This is a genomic window from Bacillus sp. CR71, from assembly GCF_003429245.1.
In the GTDB taxonomy this organism is placed as follows: domain Bacteria; phylum Bacillota; class Bacilli; order Bacillales; family Bacillaceae_G; genus Bacillus_A; species Bacillus_A thuringiensis_S.
Window position 1 is genome coordinate 2,163,912 of record NZ_CP031748.1, and the last position, 18,808, is coordinate 2,182,719.

The window sequence follows — 18,808 nt, forward strand, 5'->3', positions numbered from 1 at the left end:
ACATAAGATATTCAGGAGGGATGAGAATGGAAGAAAAAGAACAGTTGTCTAGAATAATTGATTTAGCTAGTGAGTTAAGGAAAGTATTAGTGCAAGAATCTTTTTTTAATCATCATCCTGAATTGAGAGGAGTCATTGAAAATTTAGCAAGTTCTGTTGAAAATTTGGCGGAATTACAAAAAAGTAAAGATGAAAATGCTGAAGATCGATTACGTTACGTACTTGCTAAAATGAAAATTGCTCATAATGCAATTTTACAAGAGAAAAAAGCATTTCCTTCTCATTAATATACGTTTTAATTTTGAACCTGGCGGATAACGTCAGGTTTTTTATTTCTAGTTTTTCGTTTCTTTCATACACTAAGAATAGTATGAAAAAAGAAGGTGACTAAGGTGAGATTACATAAAGCTCTTCAGCCAAGTTTTATAAAACGAATGTACTATATGAGATTTTTAGGGAAATTTACAAAAGCTGAGAAAGAGAAGAGTGGAGAGAATTTCTTTGTACAATGCTTATCGCCAATACCATTCACTTTACAGGAACAATTTGCAAATGAACCATATGTATTTGAAGGGGTATGTAGTAATAAAAAGAATGAAAAAATCTTTTCGGAATTAAAGAAGAGGAAATTAGAAAAGCAATTAGTGATGTTTCGTCTTTATTATGAAAGAGGAAATGTATACGTGGAGTTAATATGTACAGAAGAACCGAAAGAAATAGCAAGCAGCTATAAAATGATTCCGGCACCTAAAGTTACAAATAATAAAAAAAGAGAGTCTTTAGAACGAAAACTTAGCAACGGTTATTTATCATTTCTTATGCCAAAATTTCCGAAAGACTTTGAGCCTCCCGAATTATTGTGGCATGATGGAAGACTGTATGGAAACATATCCTTAAAGTCATCAATTAGCTCAATCGCATATTTTGAACAGAAACGGGAATGTAAATATATAAACTGCAGTGACTGGACGAAGTATGTAGAAATAGCGGTAGAAGATCAATTATATTTTGTAAGTGATCATGTGTATGAGCAATTAAAAAAACAAATGCATGAAGAAGGTAAGATAGTTGAAGTAGAGGATATAAAAGTGCAAAAAGAGGAATGGGAATGGGATGAGCGTGAATCGTCCTTTTTACAGTATGTACAAAGTATGGTGCATAATAAAGGGCTATATTTGGATGAAACGGATATTTATAATTTCCATATAAGTGTAAAAACAAATATGTTAACGATTCTTGGTGGTATACCGGGCGTTGGGAAATCACGTTTTGTGCAAACTTATGCAGAAGCATTAGGGTTACAGTATGGGGAGGAATTGGTTTGGATTCCAATTTCGCCATCGTATCAAGAACCACATGATTTACTTGGTTACCTTCATCCGAATGGTACTTTTATTGAAAGTGAAACGAAGTTAGTTAGGACGTTAATGAAGGCGAAAGAAAATCAAAATCAACTGTATATAATCGTTTTTGATGAAATGAACATGTCTCATATTGAGCATTGGTTTACTCCATTTCTCTCTGTTCTTCAACTTGAAACAAAAAATCGTATTTTAAACTTGTATGAGGGTGTTCAGGACATTGAGAATTCAATTCCATCAACAATTGAAATTGGAGAAAATATTATATTTGTAGGTACTGTGAATTTTGATGAAACAACGAAAGAGCTCTCCGATCGATTATTAGACCGAACGAACCTAATAACGTTACAGAAAATTCCGTTTTGTGAGATGGGCATGGAACAGGGGAAAGTCGTATTACACCCACCTTTGAAAGTAACAGCGGGAGAATTTCGGATAAATTGGATGAGAAATAAAGCGATGATTGAAGTGTTTTCTGAAGAAGAATTAGAGCTATTAGATAAGTTGCATGTCGTATTGTCATCACATGATGCGTCTAAGGGAATTTCTTTCCGATGTGCAAATGCAATTGCGACTTATTTGCAAAACATACCGTTCCAAAATAACCATACCTATATGATCAGTAGAGAAGAGGGGTTTGATTTACAAATAAAGCAGCGTGTATTAACGAAAATCAGAGGGACCGAAATGATGGTTGGGTCTTTACTTTCTGAAGAAGCAAAAAGGGGAGCGACCTTAGTACCTCTTTTGCAATCTGCACTTGCAAACAGAGTATCTACATTTGAACATTCTTTAGCATATATACGAGAAAAACGTAGGGAACTGGAGCTGTATGGATATGCAAAATGAAGGGCGTTACGAAACAAAAATCGTTGATACGAATGAAACGCTCCCTTTTGTATTAAAGTTAATCATTGGAAATGAGGGGAAAGGAGATTATATTTTATTAAATCGTCTTTGTACATCTACTACAGCATTGGTTCAATGTATTTATAAAGTACAAGAATTAAAACCAATTAGATTGCAGTATAATTATGAAATCCCAATGAATATTACTTTTATATGGAATAAAGTATATGAGGGACAGAAAAATATAAAAGAGGCTCAATATGAAATAAATGAAAAAAAACAAAGAGTATTAATATATGAACATGGGAAAACAGAATTCTTTTATCCATGGCGCTGCGGTTTATACCATTTTGAAGTGCGCATAGAAGATACAACGTATTATGGGGCTTTTCAAATCGTACCGAAAAACTTTTTTGATGATCAATTTGAAATGATTCAAGACTATGTGAAGTCGATTTTAAATGAGTTGATTTTGGATAGAGGTTATTATAAAAAGACTTTCTCTGCACTTAGCGATATTGAGGATTCTTCTTATTTAGTGTTGCTTAGAAAGTTACCCCAAAAAATGAAAATGATAAAGCAAATCTTTAAGAAAATAGAATCAAGTTCAAAATTTATAAATGCATATAAATGGGAAGGAAAAGAGCGAAAGCCAACAAGAAGAGGAACTATAGTGGCAGAAAGAAAACCTTATGCCAAACATTATAATCGTAAGTTTATGGAACAAAAAAATAGTAAGGAAAATGCATTTCTTAAATATAAAGCGATGCAATTTTATCATTATTTAATTGAAGCTAAAAGTTTTTTACGTCAAACAATTGAAATCTTAGAAAGAGAAAAAAAGAAAAAATCAGAAGAGTTTCAAGCCGTAAAAACGATTATACAAACAATTGAGCGAAATGGATCGGTAACCGATAGAGAGAAGCAAAAATATAAAAATATACATTTACTAAAAGAAGCCGATTTACGAAAGAGCTCAATGAAAATACAAGAATATAAAATATTGGCGCATATCGTGCATGAAAATGTACAATACTTTCAAATGTTAATGCACTCTTCGTTTTGGAGGGAAGTTACTGAAACAAGTAACATGAACTTACATGATTTACCGATACCACATCAACAATTACTACATCATTTAGAAGTACTCCCGCAATATACGGATCAATCTCCATCGTTATTATTTGTTTATAAGCCAACGTTTTTAGTGTATGAATATTACGCTTTTTTTATCGTTATTTCAATTTTAGAGCAAATTGGTTTTGAGGCTAGAAACTCAATTCGTGAACAAATACAAGAACATTTTTATGTAGATGGATTACAAGATGGAACGACAGTAGTTTTAGAACGAGATGATATAAAGGTGCATGTCGCATTTAATGATTTAATTGAAACACATCCTCTTATTGCATTAAGTAAAGGTAGTAATTTTTACAATGGTGAGGATACGAAGAAGCCAGATATTCGCTTAGACTGTTATGTAAAAGAAGATGGGAACTACGTATATAAATCTTCTATTATTATTGAAGTGAAATACAGTCCAATGTACAATATTTTTCAGCATGTCGGAAATACAAAAGCAACTGAGCAAATGTATAAGTACTGGTCTATAAAGTATGTAGAAGAACAGGATGGAAAGCGAGTCTATTATCGAAGGTCAATTTATGAAGTCATTTGTGTATATCCAGGAAGCCATATGCATAGTAAAAAAATTGAGTCTGGATGCGGTGTTTTCTTGCAGTTATATCCATATAAGACGAAACAAGGGGAAGAGAAATTAGCTGGAAAACATGGGATGGTACAAATTTTTGAAAAATGGTTAAAAAGCATTCAGAAGTAAAAGAAATCCTTTTTCATAAAGGATTTTTTTAGATTAAGAAGAATTATATGCTGTATGGAAAGAAACATAATGTAATTTAGGTTTGAAAAGTGATACGAATGTGTTATTAAAAGGAATGTGAGCGCGGGATAAAAGTCGATTAAATTGGAATCTAATTCGCTTTGCAGAATATAATAAGTCATAAATATTTTTAGTTGCATACGAAGATTTGTTCTTATATGATAGATAGTGAAAGCGTTATCAAAAACAGAGCGGCGATGGGAAAGGCGGTTAAATATGTTCCAGCGTGTTCAAACAAAGGAAGAACATTTTGGGTTCGAGCAACTATGGGGAGATTTTTGTGAAGAAAGAAACTTAATGTTTGTAGAACGTAATTTAAATCCATCACGATTTTTATTAATAGAAGATGAACATCCTATTGGTACAGTAGAATGTATTAAGTATACGGTACCTGAACAATCAAATTCTGAGTTTTTCTATCCGTTTTCTAAAAATGATTTAGTAAAAGATTTGAAGAATGTGTATGAAATAGGCAAGTTAAGTATTTCGAAAACATCTCGTGGGAGAGGACATTTCAAAAGGTTAACAGCTATTTTATTTATACATGCGTTAGAAACAAAAGCTGAATGGTACATTGCAGCAGTGACAAAAAGAATGTATATGTATTTACTTACACTCGGTTTTCCAATTGAACCGATAGATAATCCATTTCAGTTTCATGATACTTTACAAGGTGTACCAGTAAGAATTCATGCTCGAAAAGGGGTTACGCATTTGTATTCTTTAAAAGAATTTCGTGATGTGATTCAAGGGAATGCTCATGCACAGGCATTAATTGCAGAATACAGTAAAAATATTATGTTAACGAAATAAAACGAAGTGAATATGTATAATAAAGAGAATAATATTTTTATAAGATATAACTCTTCATTAAAAAAGACCCTTATTATTTTAATAAGGGTCTAAAAATTATAATCCAAATATACTAAAAATCATTTTGCGGCGCTTCGGTTTCTTTTCTCGTTCGTATGTTGGTTTTGAATCAGGAGTAATATAAATGGGTTCTTCTTTCGTTAGCGCAGCTTCTAACTTTTGAATTCGCTCTAACATTTCCTCCATTTCACGACGGTGTTGTAAAAGTTGGTACGTGACGACATCATTTGCCTTATCTTGCATTTGTTCTTCCATTCGATCGAGCCTTCTTGTAATAGTGTTTAATTGATTAGCTAATTGCTCAAAATCATTCGATGATATGTTTTGAACAATTGTATTGACTTGAGTTTTTAATTCTTCAACCTCATTTGAGGAAGCCTTTTGAGTAGGTTGAGGATTTTGAGACTGCTCTATTTGAAATAGATGGTGTTCTAACATTTGATCGACATCATCTTGTGTGAAAATAAAGTGGCCATATTTGTTTTTTTCTATCGTAAGATTTAATTGTTGCGCGATCCGGACAACAGCCTTTGGGCTAACACCTAATTTTTTTGCGATAAATGGTGTTTTATATTCCAAAATAATCCCTCCTATATATATCCTGTTGAATGATTTCGAGCTATGAAGTAAGTTCCCTTCTAGTGTGACAAAAGAAGTGTGGAATCGGCAAAGAAAGTGTTTTTTCACGAAATTGAGTTGAGAAGAATAGTTCGTTTAAATAAAAATGTTTTATCGTAACATTTAGAATAATTTGACTAGTGTAAATGAATTAGATTATCATAATGATAAATATCTTTTTTATGTATGCATATAATATATAAAAAGGTGGTTGCTAATGTAGAATTTTGTTAGAGTATTAGAATGCTTACTTCACTTGAATATAATTAAGTAGGAGGTGGCTTCCTTGCTTACAATGTAAGTAAGGAAAAGTATTTGGACATATATAGTATAAGTATAGTGATTGTTTTAATTGCCTTAACGGCATTTTTCGTTGCAGCAGAATTTGCAATTGTTAAAGTGAGAAGTTCACGAATTGACTATTTAATTGCAGAAGGAAATAATCGTGCAACATCGGTCAAAACAGTCATTACAAACTTAGACGAATATTTATCTGCTTGTCAGCTAGGAATTACTGTTACAGCTTTAGGAATTGGGTGGTTTGGTAAACCTGCGTTAAAGCAAATGTTTGATACGCTTTTTGCAAATTGGAATATCTCTACTCAACTAGCAGACATTTTTGCTGTAATTTTAGTATTTTTTTTAATTACTTTTTTACATGTTGTAATAGGGGAATTGGCCCCAAAAACATTTGCAATTCAAAAATCTGAACAAGTAAGTTTGCTTGTTTCTAAGCCGTTAATTTTCTTTTATCGTATTGCATTCCCATTTATTTGGATATTAAATGGTTCAGCTCGAATCATTACGAAGCTGCTAGGGTTGAAACCGCCGAAGGGGCATGATGAGGTTCATTCAGAAGAAGAATTACGGTTGTTAGTTTCAGAGAGTTATAAAAATGGTGAAATTAATCAATCTGAATATAAATATGTAAATAAAATTTTTGAATTTGATGATCGGATTGCAAAAGAAATAATGGTACCTCGAACCGAAATGAATATTATAAGTAAAGAAATGCCTGCTGAAGAAGCTTTGCAAAAAATGTCTCGTGAAAAATATACAAGGTATCCAGTTGTTGATGGCGATAAAGACCACGTAATAGGTTTTGTGAATTTTAAAGATATTTTTACTGAGTTTGTACAACATAAAGTTGTTAATAAAAAGACAGTAGAGCAATATATGAGACCAATTATTTTAGTTATCGATTCTATCCCAATTCATGATTTGTTTTTAAAAATGCAAAAAGAAAGAACACATATTGCTATATTGATAGATGAATATGGTGGGACATCTGGACTTGTTACTGTTGAAGATATTCTGGAAGAAATTGTTGGAGATATTCAGGATGAGTTTGATACGGATGAGCAGCCAGAAATTCAACAAGTTAGTGAAACGAAGACGATACTAGAGGGAAAAGTACTTGTTAGTGAAGTGAATACGTTATTTGGTTTAGGGATTGATGATGATGGTGTTGATACAATTGGTGGTTGGATTTTAACGAAGAATATAGAGATTGCTGAAGAGGATTCCATTGAAATTGAAAATTATAAGTTTTGTGTGAAAGAATTAGATGGACACTATATAAAAAGATTGGAAGTTACAAAGATAGTAGAATCGATTGTTATTTTAGAAGATGAAAAACAAATTTCATTACAAGAGCAAATTAGCTCGTAAACTCTGCTAAATAGCAGAGTTTTTTTGAGCATAATGTTTTTTGAGGGATAGGGGCTATGATACAATGACATAAGCCAGACCTTTCACTAGGTGAATTATTGTTGTATACATATATTTGGAAGGAGAAGAAGTATGAAAAAGCATTTATATATAAATGGAGATTGGAAATCTGTAAACACGTATAAACCATTATACGCACCATATTCTGAAGAAATATTAGCAGAAATTGCACAAGGAACGGAAGAAGATGTAAAAGAGGCTGTTATTGCTGCAAAAAATGCAATGACAAAAATGAATAAATTATCCGCATATGATCGTGCGATTATTTTAGAGAAGGTTGCACAAAAAATGGATGAAAGAAGAGAAGAATTTGCAGAGATTATTGCAAAAGAAGCTGCAAAACCAATACGTGCTGCTAGGGGAGAAGTGGATCGTACTGTTCAAACATACAAATTTGCAGCTGAAGAAGCGAAGCGTATATATGGTGAGACATTGCCATTAGACGCCGCACCTGGTGCGGATGGGCGTATTGCATATACAATCCGAAAGCCGATTGGTGTAATAGGGGCTATTACACCATTTAATTTCCCATTAAATTTAGTTGCGCATAAAGTTGGACCTGCAATTGCTGCCGGAAATACAGTTGTGTTAAAGCCAGCTGATCAAACGCCATTATCATCTTATGCATTAGTTGAGTTATTTGAAGAGGCAGGATTGCCAAATGGAGCTTTAAATATCATTTCTGGTCCTGGCTCCACGGTGGGTGAGGCAATCGTTAAAAATGATTATGTTGCTTCTATTACTTTTACCGGAAGTCCAAAAGTTGGAATCGGAATAAAACAAAAGGCTGGGTTAAAACGAGTTACGTTAGAACTAGGATCAAATGCTGCTGTTATAATTGATGAAGATGTAGAGTTAACAGATGAAATCATTGAACGTGTAAAATGGGGAGCATTTGTTAATAATGGGCAAGTTTGTATTTCCATACAACGTGTTTTTGTACATGAAACGAAAATGCATGAATTTCTTTCGAAGCTAAAGAAAGCGATGGAATCAGTAGTTGTTGGTGATCCACTGCTTGAAGAAACGGATGTATCAGCTTTAATTTCAAAAAAAGATGTAGAGCGAATTGATATGTGGGTTCAAGAAGCAATCAAGGAAGGAGCAACTATTTTATACGGTGGTAAGAAGCGGGATGCAAGAATTTTTGAACCGACTGTATTAACAAATGTTCCAAATCATGTATCTGTGCAGTGCCAAGAAGTATTCGGTCCACTCATGACAGTAAATACATTTAAAGAATTTGATGAAGCGATTGAGCAAGTAAATAATTCGCGTTACGGCTTACAGGCAGGAGTATTTACAAATAATTTATTTAAAGCAATGCGTGCAATCGATGAGTTAGAGGTTGGTGGTGTCATGATTAATGATATTCCAACGTTCAGAGTAGATCATATGCCTTATGGTGGTGTGAAAGAAAGTGGCACGGGGCGCGAAGGAATTAAATATGCAATAGAAGAAATGACAGAAATGAAATTAGTATGTATTAAAAAATAAATTAGAAAAACTTAAACTTTGCGCTAAAAAACGAGTAGGAAATGTTTACGATTCCATACTCGTTTTTTACGCTTCTAGTAACTATTTAATTAAGTGTAACTTTTACTTCATTTCTTGTTTGAAAATAGTATCTTCTACATAAATTTGTTCTTTATCTACAGCAGTAGCATGAGTTAATACTAAACCGATTGGTGTTTTTGTATCTTTATTTTGAACAATTGTAAAAGGAACATTTTTTTCGTTTGCTAATTTAATGTATTTTGATAAATGTGGGTAAGCAATGCCACCATTTAGGAGGAGTTGTAATGATTGAGAAGAGCGCATGCTACCCGCCACTTCAGAGTATACATTACTTTGCATTACTTGACCGATCGTTAAAGCGATTTCTACACGCTCACGTAATGTAGTTAAATACATATTACGTTCTTCTGGTTTGTTTTGCTTTTGGCCGTAAATGCCTTCTTGGAGATAATCTTCCACATTTTTATTTACCATATTTTTCACACCTTTCATTTTCTATTGTACGCAAGAATTAAAAATGATGCAAAAAAAAGTCGTGTTGACTACGGAAATAATGAAAATGTGTGAAGGAAAAAGGGTATTTGCATACAATTAGTTAAATAAGAAAGAAAAAAATAATTTTATCAACAGAAATTAACAAAATGTGACAAAAATCTATTAACGAATCATCTTTTTTGTGTTAATATTCAAAATATAAAGGGTATTCGTCGTATGGAAATGGAGGGAATGGAGGTTTTTCCAATCGATAAGGATATTAAAGAAATATTTTGTTCACACTTGAAAAACAATAGGCACCAATTCGTAGAGAACTGGAAAAACAAAATGATAATTTCCGAAAAAGATCCATTTAAACTAGAAGTAGTTCAAAATGGAGAGGATTTACTAGAGTTGATTATCGAACTTACTATGGAAGATAAAGATATAAATTATCTTCAACCGTTATGCGAGAAAATTGCTATTGAACGTGCTGGAGCAGATGCGAATATTGGAGATTTTGTTTATAACGCAAACGTGGGAAGAAATGAACTTTTCGAAGCGATGTGTGAATTAGATGTTAGCGCTCGTGAATTGAAACCAATTATGGCAAAAATACATACTTGTTTTGACAAATTAATTTATTATACCGTTTTAAAATACTCGGAAATTATATCGAAGAATTTAGAGGAAAAACAGCAATATATTAATGAAACACATAAAGAAAGGCTGACGATTTTAGGGCAAATGTCAGCTAGTTTTGTACATGAATTTCGTAATCCGCTTACTTCCATTATGGGATTTGTCAAACTATTAAAGGCAGATCATCCGAGTTTATCGTATTTAGATATTATTTCGCATGAATTAGATCAATTAAATTTTCGTATTTCGCAATTTTTACTCGTATCGAAAAAAGAAATGTGGAATGAATCGGAACGGTTTTGGCTTAATGACTTGTTTCAAGACATTATACAATTCTTATATCCGAGTTTGGTCAATGCGAATGTTTCAATTGAAAAGAATTTACCGTATCCAATTCCGCTTGTTGGTTATCGAAGTGAAGTGAGACAAGTATTTTTAAACATATTAATGAATTCAATTGATGCTCTTGAATCAATGAAAGAAGAACGAAAAATTATCATTGATGTATTTGAAGAAGATCAAGCTATTCGAATTGTGATAAAAAATAATGGACCAATGATTCCAGCTGAAAATGTAGAAACGATTTTTGAACCGTTTGTAACTACTAAAAAGTTAGGAACTGGTATTGGCTTATTTGTATGTAAACAAATTGTGGAAAAACATAATGGGTCCATTATGTGTCGATCAGATAACGATTGGACAGAATTTCAAATTGCATTTCAAAAATAAACAGTCTACACCAAATGAATGGTGTAGACTGTTTTAATTTGTGAGTATAACGGCTTCTAATTTAGGATCTTTAGTTGAATAACCTACTATTGAAATTGTATAAATAACATTTGGTTCAACATTGAATTTCGGTATAGTCAATAAAACGTTTTTATTATTTGCGAGTGAAATTTCAATATCCGCTGTACCGGGGCTAACTTGCAAAAAATCTGTTATCTGTTTAAAGAGTACATTTTCAAATAAATGATCTCCATCTTTTAAATCGACATTTACAACAGGGGTATCTGGAGAGAAATGTGCAAAGCGTATTTTGGCTTGACCAGCTGGTAAATGTGTATTATCAAGTATAGGTTGTAATTGTAGGTGATTATCACTATTTATTGCAGCAAGAGTATAAGTATGATTTCCCATTATTGGTACCAATGCTGAAAAGATTGGAGTTTCATTTCCGACAGGGACAATATCTATACGGTATTTACCTTGTACTAATGATAAATAAGGGCTGAATTGCTTAAATGAAATATTTTTAATAACTTTTTGTCCGTTTACTAAAATGTCAACCGCCGGTATATTTGGATCGGCATGAAAAATTCTTATATGTGACGGTAAAGTAGCTTCTTGTGAATCCCTTGTTTCATGCGCCTGTACAAGTTTTGAAAGTGCATCGCAATATTTCATATATAATTCTATATATTTTTTAGGATTACGAAACTGATAGTAACGTGCGAGCTGTTCGTATTGCGTAACTTCTTGTCCATATTTTTCAATTTCAGATTGAGACATGAACATTCCTCCTTTGTCATCATTAAAATTATATGCGAAGCAAGAAAGCGGTTATGCGAAAAAATGATTTTATAAAGGGGAAAATTAAAAATTTACAACAAATATGTTGTCATAAAGAGGTGCTTGTGCTTACGAGTATTTTGCAGAGTAAAGCAGTACATATGATTGCACGAAAGTAAAATAAATGCCAAATTGAAAGTGCATTTCAATAACATATTGAATACATGTCCAGCAATCGCTAGAAAACTAGGGTTTTTTTTAATTATAGGCAAATACACATACAAAGTGATAATTGTCCTACATAAATTATAAAGGAAAGGTAGTTTGAATCTGAGGAAAGGGGTGCCACTTCGGGATAGGGATATCCTGATAGTAATTGTGAATGAAGTTATGAAAAGGTTTTGTGTTATAGGCTGTAGGATGAATTTGTAAACTTGATTTTTCTATTTATTTTAGCAATTGACAGTATTAACCCATAAGAGAGCGTCATGACGAACTGATTAATGTGGTTAATCGGTTCTTTTTTTATAGTTTAAAAATGAAAAATTTACATATTAAATATGAATCTGAACTGATTAGAAAGGTGTAGCGTTGTCGAAATTTGTTTTAAAATATGCAATTTAAAGTAGGATAATAGGAAGGAGTTTAACGGGAGTTCCGTCGAAGTGTACAGAATGTCGGCATTTGAGGGCAGCTGGCATTATGCTATAAAAACATTTGGTGATGTAGTCATTTCATATAAAAGGGAGGGTTACTTGGGCGTATAGAAAAGGGTTGGTCTTCATTTTTAAGTTCTGAATTTTCTGTTTTATAGGTATTTTTAAGCACTCATTTGTATATTTTATAATAGTTTTTTGATAAATTCACTGCTTTTGCAGAGGATTCTTTTTTATGAAAGAAACGTCAATTTTCTTCATATATATATACAAATTGGAGAAATGGGGGAGCGCTATGCGCGATTACTTAATTAAACCACTTGTTGGTCAGCCGTATCCAATGATTTCACATGGAAAAGGTGTTTATTTGTATGATCAAAATGGTAATAAATATTTTGATGGTTCGTCAGGAGCAATTACGGCAGGTATTGGGCATGGCGTAAAGGAGATTGCAGACGTTATTAAAAAGCAAGCTGAGGAGATTGCTTTTGTTTATAGATCACAGTTTACGAGTGAACCAGCTGAAAAATTAGCGAAGAAGTTAAGTGATTTAAGTGTAGGAGATTTGAACTGGAGTTTCTTTGTAAATAGTGGTACGGAAGCAAATGAAACAGCTATGAAAATTGCAATTCAGCATTTTCAAGAGCGAGGTATTCAAGGTAAGCATAAAATTTTATCGAGATGGATGAGTTATCACGGTATTACGATGGGTGCGTTATCGATGTCTGGTCACCCACTACGTAGACAACGTTTCGTATCTATTTTGGAAGATTATCCGACTATACCAGCTCCATATTGTTTCAGGTGTCCTGTTCAAAAGGTATATCCAACTTGTCAGCTGGCATGTGCGACTGAATTAGAAAGATCAATTGAAAGAATTGGTGCAGAGCATATTGCTGCTTTTATTGCTGAGCCGATTATCGGAGCAGCTGGAGGCGCGGTTGTTCCGCCAAAAGACTATTATAAAGTCATTAAAGATATTTGCAACCATTACGATATTTTATTTATTGCGGATGAAGTAATGACTGGGCTTGGTCGTACGGGAGCATGGTTTGCGATGGAGCATTGGGGTGTAGAACCTGATATTATGACACTTGGTAAAGGGCTAGGAGCGGGATATACACCGATGGCAGCGACAGTTGTAAGTGATCGTGTTATGGAACCAATATTACGTGGATCACGTTCAGTAATGAGCGGTCATACGTTAAGTGCAAATCCATTGTCTGCAGCAACGGCTTTAGCTGTTATTGAATATATGGAGAAACATAATCTCCCTGAAAAAACAGCAGAAAAGGGAGAATATTTAATAAAAGGCTTACAGAAAGTTCAACAACAATCGACAATCATTGCTGATGTGCGCGGAAAAGGGTTGCTAATTGGAGTAGAATTGCAACCGTTCACAAAAGCGTCGGAGCTTATTTCGGTTGCAGCTAAAAATGGCCTGCTTTTATACCAAGCAGTTTCAGGGCAAGCAGGAAAAGAAGATAGTGCACTGCTAGTAGCACCGCCAATGACAACTACATATTCCGAGTTAGATGAATTACTTTCAATTTTCTCTAAAAGTGTGGAAGAGATGATGCAAAAAGGAGGGCATAGTATCGCATGACAACTATTACAAATACATTCGGTAAATTAAAAGAAATTGAGGAAGTAATTTCTTTGTTCCATGATGATATGACATTAATGTTTGGGGGATTTGGAGGGATTGGATCCCCTCCATCTTTAATACAGGCAATTTTAGAAAAAGGCGTTACAAATTTAAATTTGGTTGGAAATGACACTGGATTTCCTGATGTAGGTATCGGTCGTCTTGTTACAAATGAAAGAGTTAAATCACTAATTACTTCTCACATTGGCTCCAACCCAAATGCAGGAAGGCAACTAAACGAGGGAAGATTACAAATTGAGTTTTCTCCGCAGGGAACATTAGCAGAGCGCATTCGTGCTGGTGGTGTTGGTCTTGGTGGTGTTTTAGTTGATGTAGGTGTTGATACGATTGTGGAAGAGGGAAAACGAACGGTTGAAATGAATGGTAAGACATATTTAGTTGAAACAGCATTAACTGCTGAAGTTTCAATTGTATATGCGAAAAAGTCAGATCCGTTTGGTAACCTTGTTTTTGACAAAAGTGCACGAAATATGAATCCTCACGTAGCAATGGCTGGGGATATAACAATTGTAGAAGCAGAAGAAATAGTCCCGCTAGGAAGTTTAGATCCAGAGGAAATCGTCGTTCCAGGTGTTTTCGTAAATTATATTGTACCGTCGGAAGGAGTGAACTGGAAATGGGTATGGGCGTAGAAGTGAGAGATAAGATTGCTAGGCGAGCGGCGAAAGAAATACAAAATGGCATGATTGTAAATTTAGGTATTGGCATACCATCGCTTGTACCAAATCATTTGCCTGACGATATAAATGTTATGTTTCATGCGGAAAATGGAATCGTCGGAATGGGACCAACACCAAGTAAAGGGAATGAAGATGAAAATTTGTGTAACGCAGCAGGTTTACCAACTTCTCTTATAACAGGAGCGAGTTATTTCGATAGCTGTACAGCGTTTGGTATGATTCGAAAAGGTTTGCTAGATATAACGATTCTTGGTTCATTACAGGTAAGTGAAAATGGTGATTTAGCAAACTGGATTGTACCTGGAAAACGTGTTCCAGGCATTGGTGGAGCAATGGATTTAGCACAAAAAGCGAAGCGGGTCGTTGTTGTGATGAATCATGTTGATAAGTATGGAAATGCAAAAATTGTTTCAGAGTGTACATTGCCATTAACTTCAAAGAAATGTGTAGATTTAATTATTACTGATATGGCGGTCATGGAGGTAACTCCGAGTGGACTTATATTACAAGAATTAATGAGTCCATACACAGTAGAAGATGTAAAACGACATACAGAAGCTGATTTTCAAATTAGTTCTAACTTACTAGTAATTGAATGAAGGGAGATGTAATATGTGGAGCAATTAAAAAAGCAAGTTTGTGATTATATTGAGAGTCATGAAGAAGAAAGTGTAAAATTTTTAAAGCGATTAATTCAAGAAAAGAGCGTATCTGGTGATGAAAGCGGTGCGCAGGCGATTGTGATTGAAAAATTACGTGAATTAGGTTTAGACCTCGATATTTGGGAGCCTTCTTTTTCTAAAATGAAAGGTCATCCTTATTTTGTATCACCCCGTACAAGTTTTTCAGATAGCCCAAATATTGTAGCAACTTTAAAAGGAAGTGGCGACGGGAAATCTATGATATTAAATGGGCATATTGATGTAGTTCCGGAAGGGGATGTGAATCAGTGGGAACATCATCCTTATAGTGGTGAGAGAATAGGAAATCGTATATATGGCCGTGGAACGACGGATATGAAAGGCGGAAATGTCGCACTCATGCTTGCGATGGAAGCGATTATTGAATCTAGCATTGAATTAAAAGGAGACATCTATTTTCAAAGTGTAATAGAAGAGGAAAGTGGCGGAGCAGGGACATTAGCAACTATATTACGAGGATATAAGGCAGATGGTGTCATTATTCCAGAACCTACTAATATGAAGTTTTTCCCGAAACAACAAGGTTCCATGTGGTTTCGTCTACGTGTAAAAGGGAAAGCAGCACACGGTGGAACGCGTTATGAAGGGGTTAGTGCAATTGAAAAAAGTATGTTTGTTATAGAACATGTAAGAAAGCTAGAGGAGAAAAGAAATAGTCGAATCACAGATCCGTTATTTAAAGGAATTCCGATTCCAATTCCAATTAACATTGGGAAAATTGAAGGAGGGAGTTGGCCAAGTTCTGTTCCCGATGAATTAATTTTAGAAGGAAGATGCGGTGTTGCGCCGAATGAGACTATAGAGGCGGCAAAAGAAGAATTTGAGAATTGGATTGCTGAATTAAATGATGTGGACAATTGGTTTGTTGAAAATCCAGTAGAAGTAGAATGGTTTGGAGCGAGATGGGTTCCTGGTGAATTAGAAGAAAATCATGAACTTATTACCGCACTTCATCATAACTTTGTTGAAATCGAAGGGAACGAACCAATTATTGAAGCATCTCCTTGGGGGACTGATGGAGGTTTATTTACACAAATCTCAGGTGTACCAACTATAGTATTTGGTCCAGGAGAGACAAAAGTAGCACACTATCCAAACGAGTATATAGAAGTTGATAAAATGATAGCTGCCGCAAAAATTATTGCATGTACATTACTAGATTGGTGTGAGGTGAAAAAATGAAATACTATGAATCTTTTAGAGAACAGACGAATTGTTATACAGTAGAAGGCGTTTTAGATTATTTTAATAAACGTATCCGAGTAGACCACTATACAGGAAATGTTGAAAGTATTATACAGACAATTGACGAACTAGCAGAGAAACATTCTTTCACTAAATGTATTATTAAAGGAAAGGGAGAGCATGTTTCAACATGGCTCTCTTTCGGTTTTTTGTTGGAAGCAACGATACCTCATTATTTTCAAGGACACGATGCATACTTTTTTGTGAAATATAATAATGATGAAAGACGAAATAGTATGCATTGGACTGAGGAAGATACTATATTAAGCGGTGTAAAAGGAAAAGAAATAAAAGAAAAAGTAGTTCCAGAGAAATTTCTGCTGAGAAAAGCGACTGAAGAAGATGCAGAAGAATTAGCAACTGTATTCGGAAAAGTATTTGAAGTGTATCCGACACCTTTAAATGAAGCGAGTTATGTATTACAGACGATGAAAGAAGACGATACAATTTACTACGTGTATGAATTTGAGGGGGAAATTATTAGTACAGCATCTGCAGAAATGAATATAAAAGAAGGGAATGCAGAATTAACAAATTGTGCTACTTTACCTGAATATCGTAAACATGGATTTATGAAAAGTTTACTAATTAAATTAGAGGAAGAGCTCCGAGAAAAATCTATTTTCTGTTCCTATACAATTGCTCGATCGCTTTCTTTCGGAATGAATGCTGCATTTCATCAATTAGGCTATACGTATACAGGAAGACTGGCGAATAATTGCTACATTTTCGATAAGTTGGAAGATATGAATATATGGGTGAAAGATTTATCTAGCTATTCGAAAGCAGTAAAAATTCCGCCTCAAAATTCGGCTGTAAAGCAAAATAGTTAGGTGGAGCTGGGTGTTCGAAAAAGCCGTACTAATTAAAATATAAAATTGATCAAAATTATAGAACGGAATCGTCATGCTTACAATCGCACATAGGTATGCCGAAAATTCGGCATGTAATTGCTGGATTTTCGGCAAAAGGGGGGATGACATTGCTAGCAGTTTCGACACAAGAAGTCATTGAAGCGATTTTGGGCAGCATTGATGAGGCTATACACGCTGTAGATGAAAATGGAATTACAATATTTTATAACTCTGTAGCTGCAAAACACGATGGATCCAAGATTGAAAAAGTGTTAGGGAAGCATTTGTTAGAAGTGTTCCCGTCTTTATCAAGGGAAACGAGTACATTGATGAAAGTATTAGATACAAAAAAACCTATCGTACATCAAGTACAGCATTATCAAAATTTAAATGGTGAAGATGTTTGTACAGTAAATACGACGTTACCTATTTTTATAGATGGAAATATTGCCGGGGCTGTTGAAATTGCAAAGGATTACTCTACAATTCAAAAACTTACTGACACAATTGTTGATTTACAGTCGAAAATAAAACGGTCATCTAGAAAAAAATTGATTAAAAAGCATGCTGCATTTGAGACGATAGTGACAAATGATACGCGGTTTAAACAGACGAAAGAGCTAGCACAAAAAGTAGCACCAACAGACGCAAATGTTTTAATATATGGTGAAACAGGAACAGGAAAAGAACTGTTCGTACAAGCAATTCATGAAGCTTCTAAAAGAAAAAACAAGCCATTTATTGCACAAAACTGTGCAGCTTTACCAGAGTCGTTATTAGAAAGTTTATTGTTTGGAACGACAAAAGGAAGCTATACAGGAGCGATTGAAAGAGCTGGGCTATTTGAACTTGTTGATGGTGGTACATTATTTTTAGATGAACTGAATTCAATGCCTCTTGATTTGCAGGCAAAAATGTTACGAGTGTTAGAAGATGGAGTCATTAGAAGAATTGGTGATAATAAGACGAGAAAAGTAGATGTTCGCGTTATTACCGCAATGAACCAGCCTCCAGAAATATGTTTACGAGAGAATAAAATTCGCACTGATTTATATTATCGCTTAAACGTATTTTCATTATATATCCCACCGCTTCGTGAAAGAACTGAGGATGTACTATTATTAGCATCTTATTTTTTGAAAGAATATAATAAAAGTTATAAAAAAGGTGTACTTCAAATTGATGAGGAAGCGAAAGATAGACTGCAAGCTTATCAGTGGCCTGGAAATGTCCGGGAGTTAAAACATACGATTGAACATGCTGTCATAATTGCAGAAGGTAATACATTAACAGCTAATTGTTTACCGCGTACATTTCGGAAAGAGAATCTTCCGAAGAAGAAGAGCATATTGCCACTTAGAGAAGCACTTCATCAAACAGAAAAAGAATTAATAGATCAAGCGTTGATTGAAACGGAAGGGAATATATTACAAGCCGCAAAAATGTTAGGTATCCCTCGTCAAACGCTTCAATATAAACTGAGCAAGTACGACAAAACCGCCGAATAATCGGCGGTTTTTGTGTG

At 34.2% G+C, this 18,808-nt stretch carries 16 protein-coding genes; 13 read left to right on the forward strand and 3 right to left on the reverse strand.

The window, feature by feature from the left end:
• Positions 1-26 precede the first annotated feature (26 nt).
• The 4 genes from DOS87_RS11085 (at position 27) to DOS87_RS11100 (ending at position 4,923) form a co-directional block, all read left to right on the forward strand.
• A complete protein-coding gene (locus DOS87_RS11085; RefSeq protein ID WP_000391447.1) occupies positions 27-287 on the forward strand; it encodes a hypothetical protein in 261 nt (86 codons plus the stop codon).
• Between the two features lie 105 nt (positions 288-392).
• The gene (locus DOS87_RS11090) at positions 393-2,210 is read left to right on the forward strand and encodes an AAA family ATPase (RefSeq protein ID WP_151628596.1); all 1,818 of its coding nucleotides are present in this window, start codon (positions 393-395) and stop codon (positions 2,208-2,210) included.
• Complete coding sequence (locus DOS87_RS11095; protein ID WP_002162815.1) at positions 2,200-4,050, forward strand: hypothetical protein; 1,851 nt, start codon at positions 2,200-2,202, stop codon at positions 4,048-4,050. The genes DOS87_RS11090 and DOS87_RS11095 overlap by 11 nt, the downstream gene beginning before the upstream one ends.
• Before the next feature lie 276 nt (positions 4,051-4,326).
• On the forward strand, positions 4,327-4,923 hold the full coding sequence (locus DOS87_RS11100) for a hypothetical protein (protein ID WP_000487795.1): 597 nt from the start codon (positions 4,327-4,329) through the stop codon (positions 4,921-4,923).
• 96 nt (positions 4,924-5,019) lie between these two features.
• On the opposite strand, the gene racA is transcribed toward DOS87_RS11100, so the two are convergent.
• Positions 5,020-5,562 carry a chromosome-anchoring protein RacA gene (gene racA, locus DOS87_RS11105; protein ID WP_000456012.1) on the reverse strand — a complete coding sequence of 181 codons (543 nt, stop codon included), beginning with the start codon at positions 5,560-5,562 and terminating at the stop codon, positions 5,020-5,022.
• A gap of 354 nt (positions 5,563-5,916) precedes the next feature.
• On the opposite strand from racA, the gene DOS87_RS11110 reads away from it, so the two are divergent.
• Entirely contained in the window at positions 5,917-7,272 is a 1,356-nt protein-coding gene (locus DOS87_RS11110) for a hemolysin family protein (protein WP_000356246.1), read from the forward strand.
• Between the two features lie 132 nt (positions 7,273-7,404).
• Entirely contained in the window at positions 7,405-8,829 is a 1,425-nt protein-coding gene (locus tag DOS87_RS11115; protein ID WP_000716435.1) for an aldehyde dehydrogenase family protein, read from the forward strand.
• 102 nt (positions 8,830-8,931) lie between these two features.
• Here DOS87_RS11115 and DOS87_RS11120 read toward each other — a convergent pair whose 3' ends face one another.
• A complete protein-coding gene (locus DOS87_RS11120; RefSeq protein ID WP_000247560.1) occupies positions 8,932-9,324 on the reverse strand; it encodes a YueI family protein in 393 nt (130 codons plus the stop codon).
• A gap of 237 nt (positions 9,325-9,561) precedes the next feature.
• On the opposite strand from DOS87_RS11120, the gene DOS87_RS11125 reads away from it, so the two are divergent.
• Entirely contained in the window at positions 9,562-10,695 is a 1,134-nt protein-coding gene (locus DOS87_RS11125) for a BA2291 family sporulation histidine kinase (RefSeq protein ID WP_000425087.1), read from the forward strand.
• A 33-nt stretch (positions 10,696-10,728) separates the two neighbouring features.
• Here the strand turns inward: DOS87_RS11125 and DOS87_RS11130 are convergent, their stop codons facing one another.
• Entirely contained in the window at positions 10,729-11,478 is a 750-nt protein-coding gene (locus DOS87_RS11130; RefSeq protein WP_000083279.1) for a DUF4397 domain-containing protein, read from the reverse strand.
• 951 nt (positions 11,479-12,429) lie between these two features.
• On the opposite strand from DOS87_RS11130, the gene DOS87_RS11135 reads away from it, so the two are divergent.
• The 6 genes from DOS87_RS11135 (at position 12,430) to rocR (ending at position 18,791) form a co-directional block, all read left to right on the forward strand.
• The gene (locus DOS87_RS11135) at positions 12,430-13,740 is read left to right on the forward strand and encodes an aspartate aminotransferase family protein (protein ID WP_001205879.1); all 1,311 of its coding nucleotides are present in this window, start codon (positions 12,430-12,432) and stop codon (positions 13,738-13,740) included.
• Positions 13,737-14,435 carry an acetate CoA-transferase subunit alpha gene (gene atoD, locus DOS87_RS11140; protein WP_000208111.1) on the forward strand — a complete coding sequence of 233 codons (699 nt, stop codon included), beginning with the start codon at positions 13,737-13,739 and terminating at the stop codon, positions 14,433-14,435. Before DOS87_RS11135 ends, atoD begins: the two co-directional genes overlap by 4 nt.
• Positions 14,420-15,082, forward strand: coding sequence for a CoA transferase subunit B (locus DOS87_RS11145; RefSeq protein WP_000525278.1), 663 nt, complete (start codon positions 14,420-14,422; stop codon positions 15,080-15,082). The genes atoD and DOS87_RS11145 overlap by 16 nt, the downstream gene beginning before the upstream one ends.
• A 15-nt stretch (positions 15,083-15,097) precedes the next feature.
• Complete coding sequence (locus tag DOS87_RS11150; RefSeq protein ID WP_000436696.1) at positions 15,098-16,366, forward strand: peptidase; 1,269 nt, start codon at positions 15,098-15,100, stop codon at positions 16,364-16,366.
• On the forward strand, positions 16,363-17,262 hold the full coding sequence (gene ablB, locus DOS87_RS11155) for a putative beta-lysine N-acetyltransferase (RefSeq protein ID WP_000878599.1): 900 nt from the start codon (positions 16,363-16,365) through the stop codon (positions 17,260-17,262). Before DOS87_RS11150 ends, ablB begins: the two co-directional genes overlap by 4 nt.
• A gap of 143 nt (positions 17,263-17,405) precedes the next feature.
• Entirely contained in the window at positions 17,406-18,791 is a 1,386-nt protein-coding gene (rocR, locus tag DOS87_RS11160) for an arginine utilization transcriptional regulator RocR (protein WP_014895234.1), read from the forward strand.
• Positions 18,792-18,808 lie beyond the last annotated feature (17 nt).

Bases quoted from the DNA above. Each gene is read 5' to 3' on its own strand.
- DOS87_RS11085 (WP_000391447.1), top strand. From the start codon at position 27: ATGGAAGAAAAAGAACAGTTGTCTAGAATAATTGATTTAGCTAGTGAG.
- DOS87_RS11095 (WP_002162815.1), top strand. From the start codon at position 2,200: ATGCAAAATGAAGGGCGTTACGAAACAAAAATCGTTGATACGAATGAA.
- DOS87_RS11100 (WP_000487795.1), top strand. From the start codon at position 4,327: ATGTTCCAGCGTGTTCAAACAAAGGAAGAACATTTTGGGTTCGAGCAA.
- DOS87_RS11115 (WP_000716435.1), top strand. From the start codon at position 7,405: ATGAAAAAGCATTTATATATAAATGGAGATTGGAAATCTGTAAACACG.
- DOS87_RS11120 (WP_000247560.1), bottom strand. From the start codon at position 9,324: ATGGTAAATAAAAATGTGGAAGATTATCTCCAAGAAGGCATTTACGGC.
- DOS87_RS11125 (WP_000425087.1), top strand. From the start codon at position 9,562: ATGGAAATGGAGGGAATGGAGGTTTTTCCAATCGATAAGGATATTAAA.
- DOS87_RS11130 (WP_000083279.1), bottom strand. From the start codon at position 11,478: ATGTCTCAATCTGAAATTGAAAAATATGGACAAGAAGTTACGCAATAC.
- DOS87_RS11135 (WP_001205879.1), top strand. From the start codon at position 12,430: ATGCGCGATTACTTAATTAAACCACTTGTTGGTCAGCCGTATCCAATG.
- atoD (WP_000208111.1), top strand. From the start codon at position 13,737: ATGACAACTATTACAAATACATTCGGTAAATTAAAAGAAATTGAGGAA.
- DOS87_RS11145 (WP_000525278.1), top strand. From the start codon at position 14,420: ATGGGTATGGGCGTAGAAGTGAGAGATAAGATTGCTAGGCGAGCGGCG.
- ablB (WP_000878599.1), top strand. From the start codon at position 16,363: ATGAAATACTATGAATCTTTTAGAGAACAGACGAATTGTTATACAGTA.
- rocR (WP_014895234.1), top strand. From the start codon at position 17,406: ATGACATTGCTAGCAGTTTCGACACAAGAAGTCATTGAAGCGATTTTG.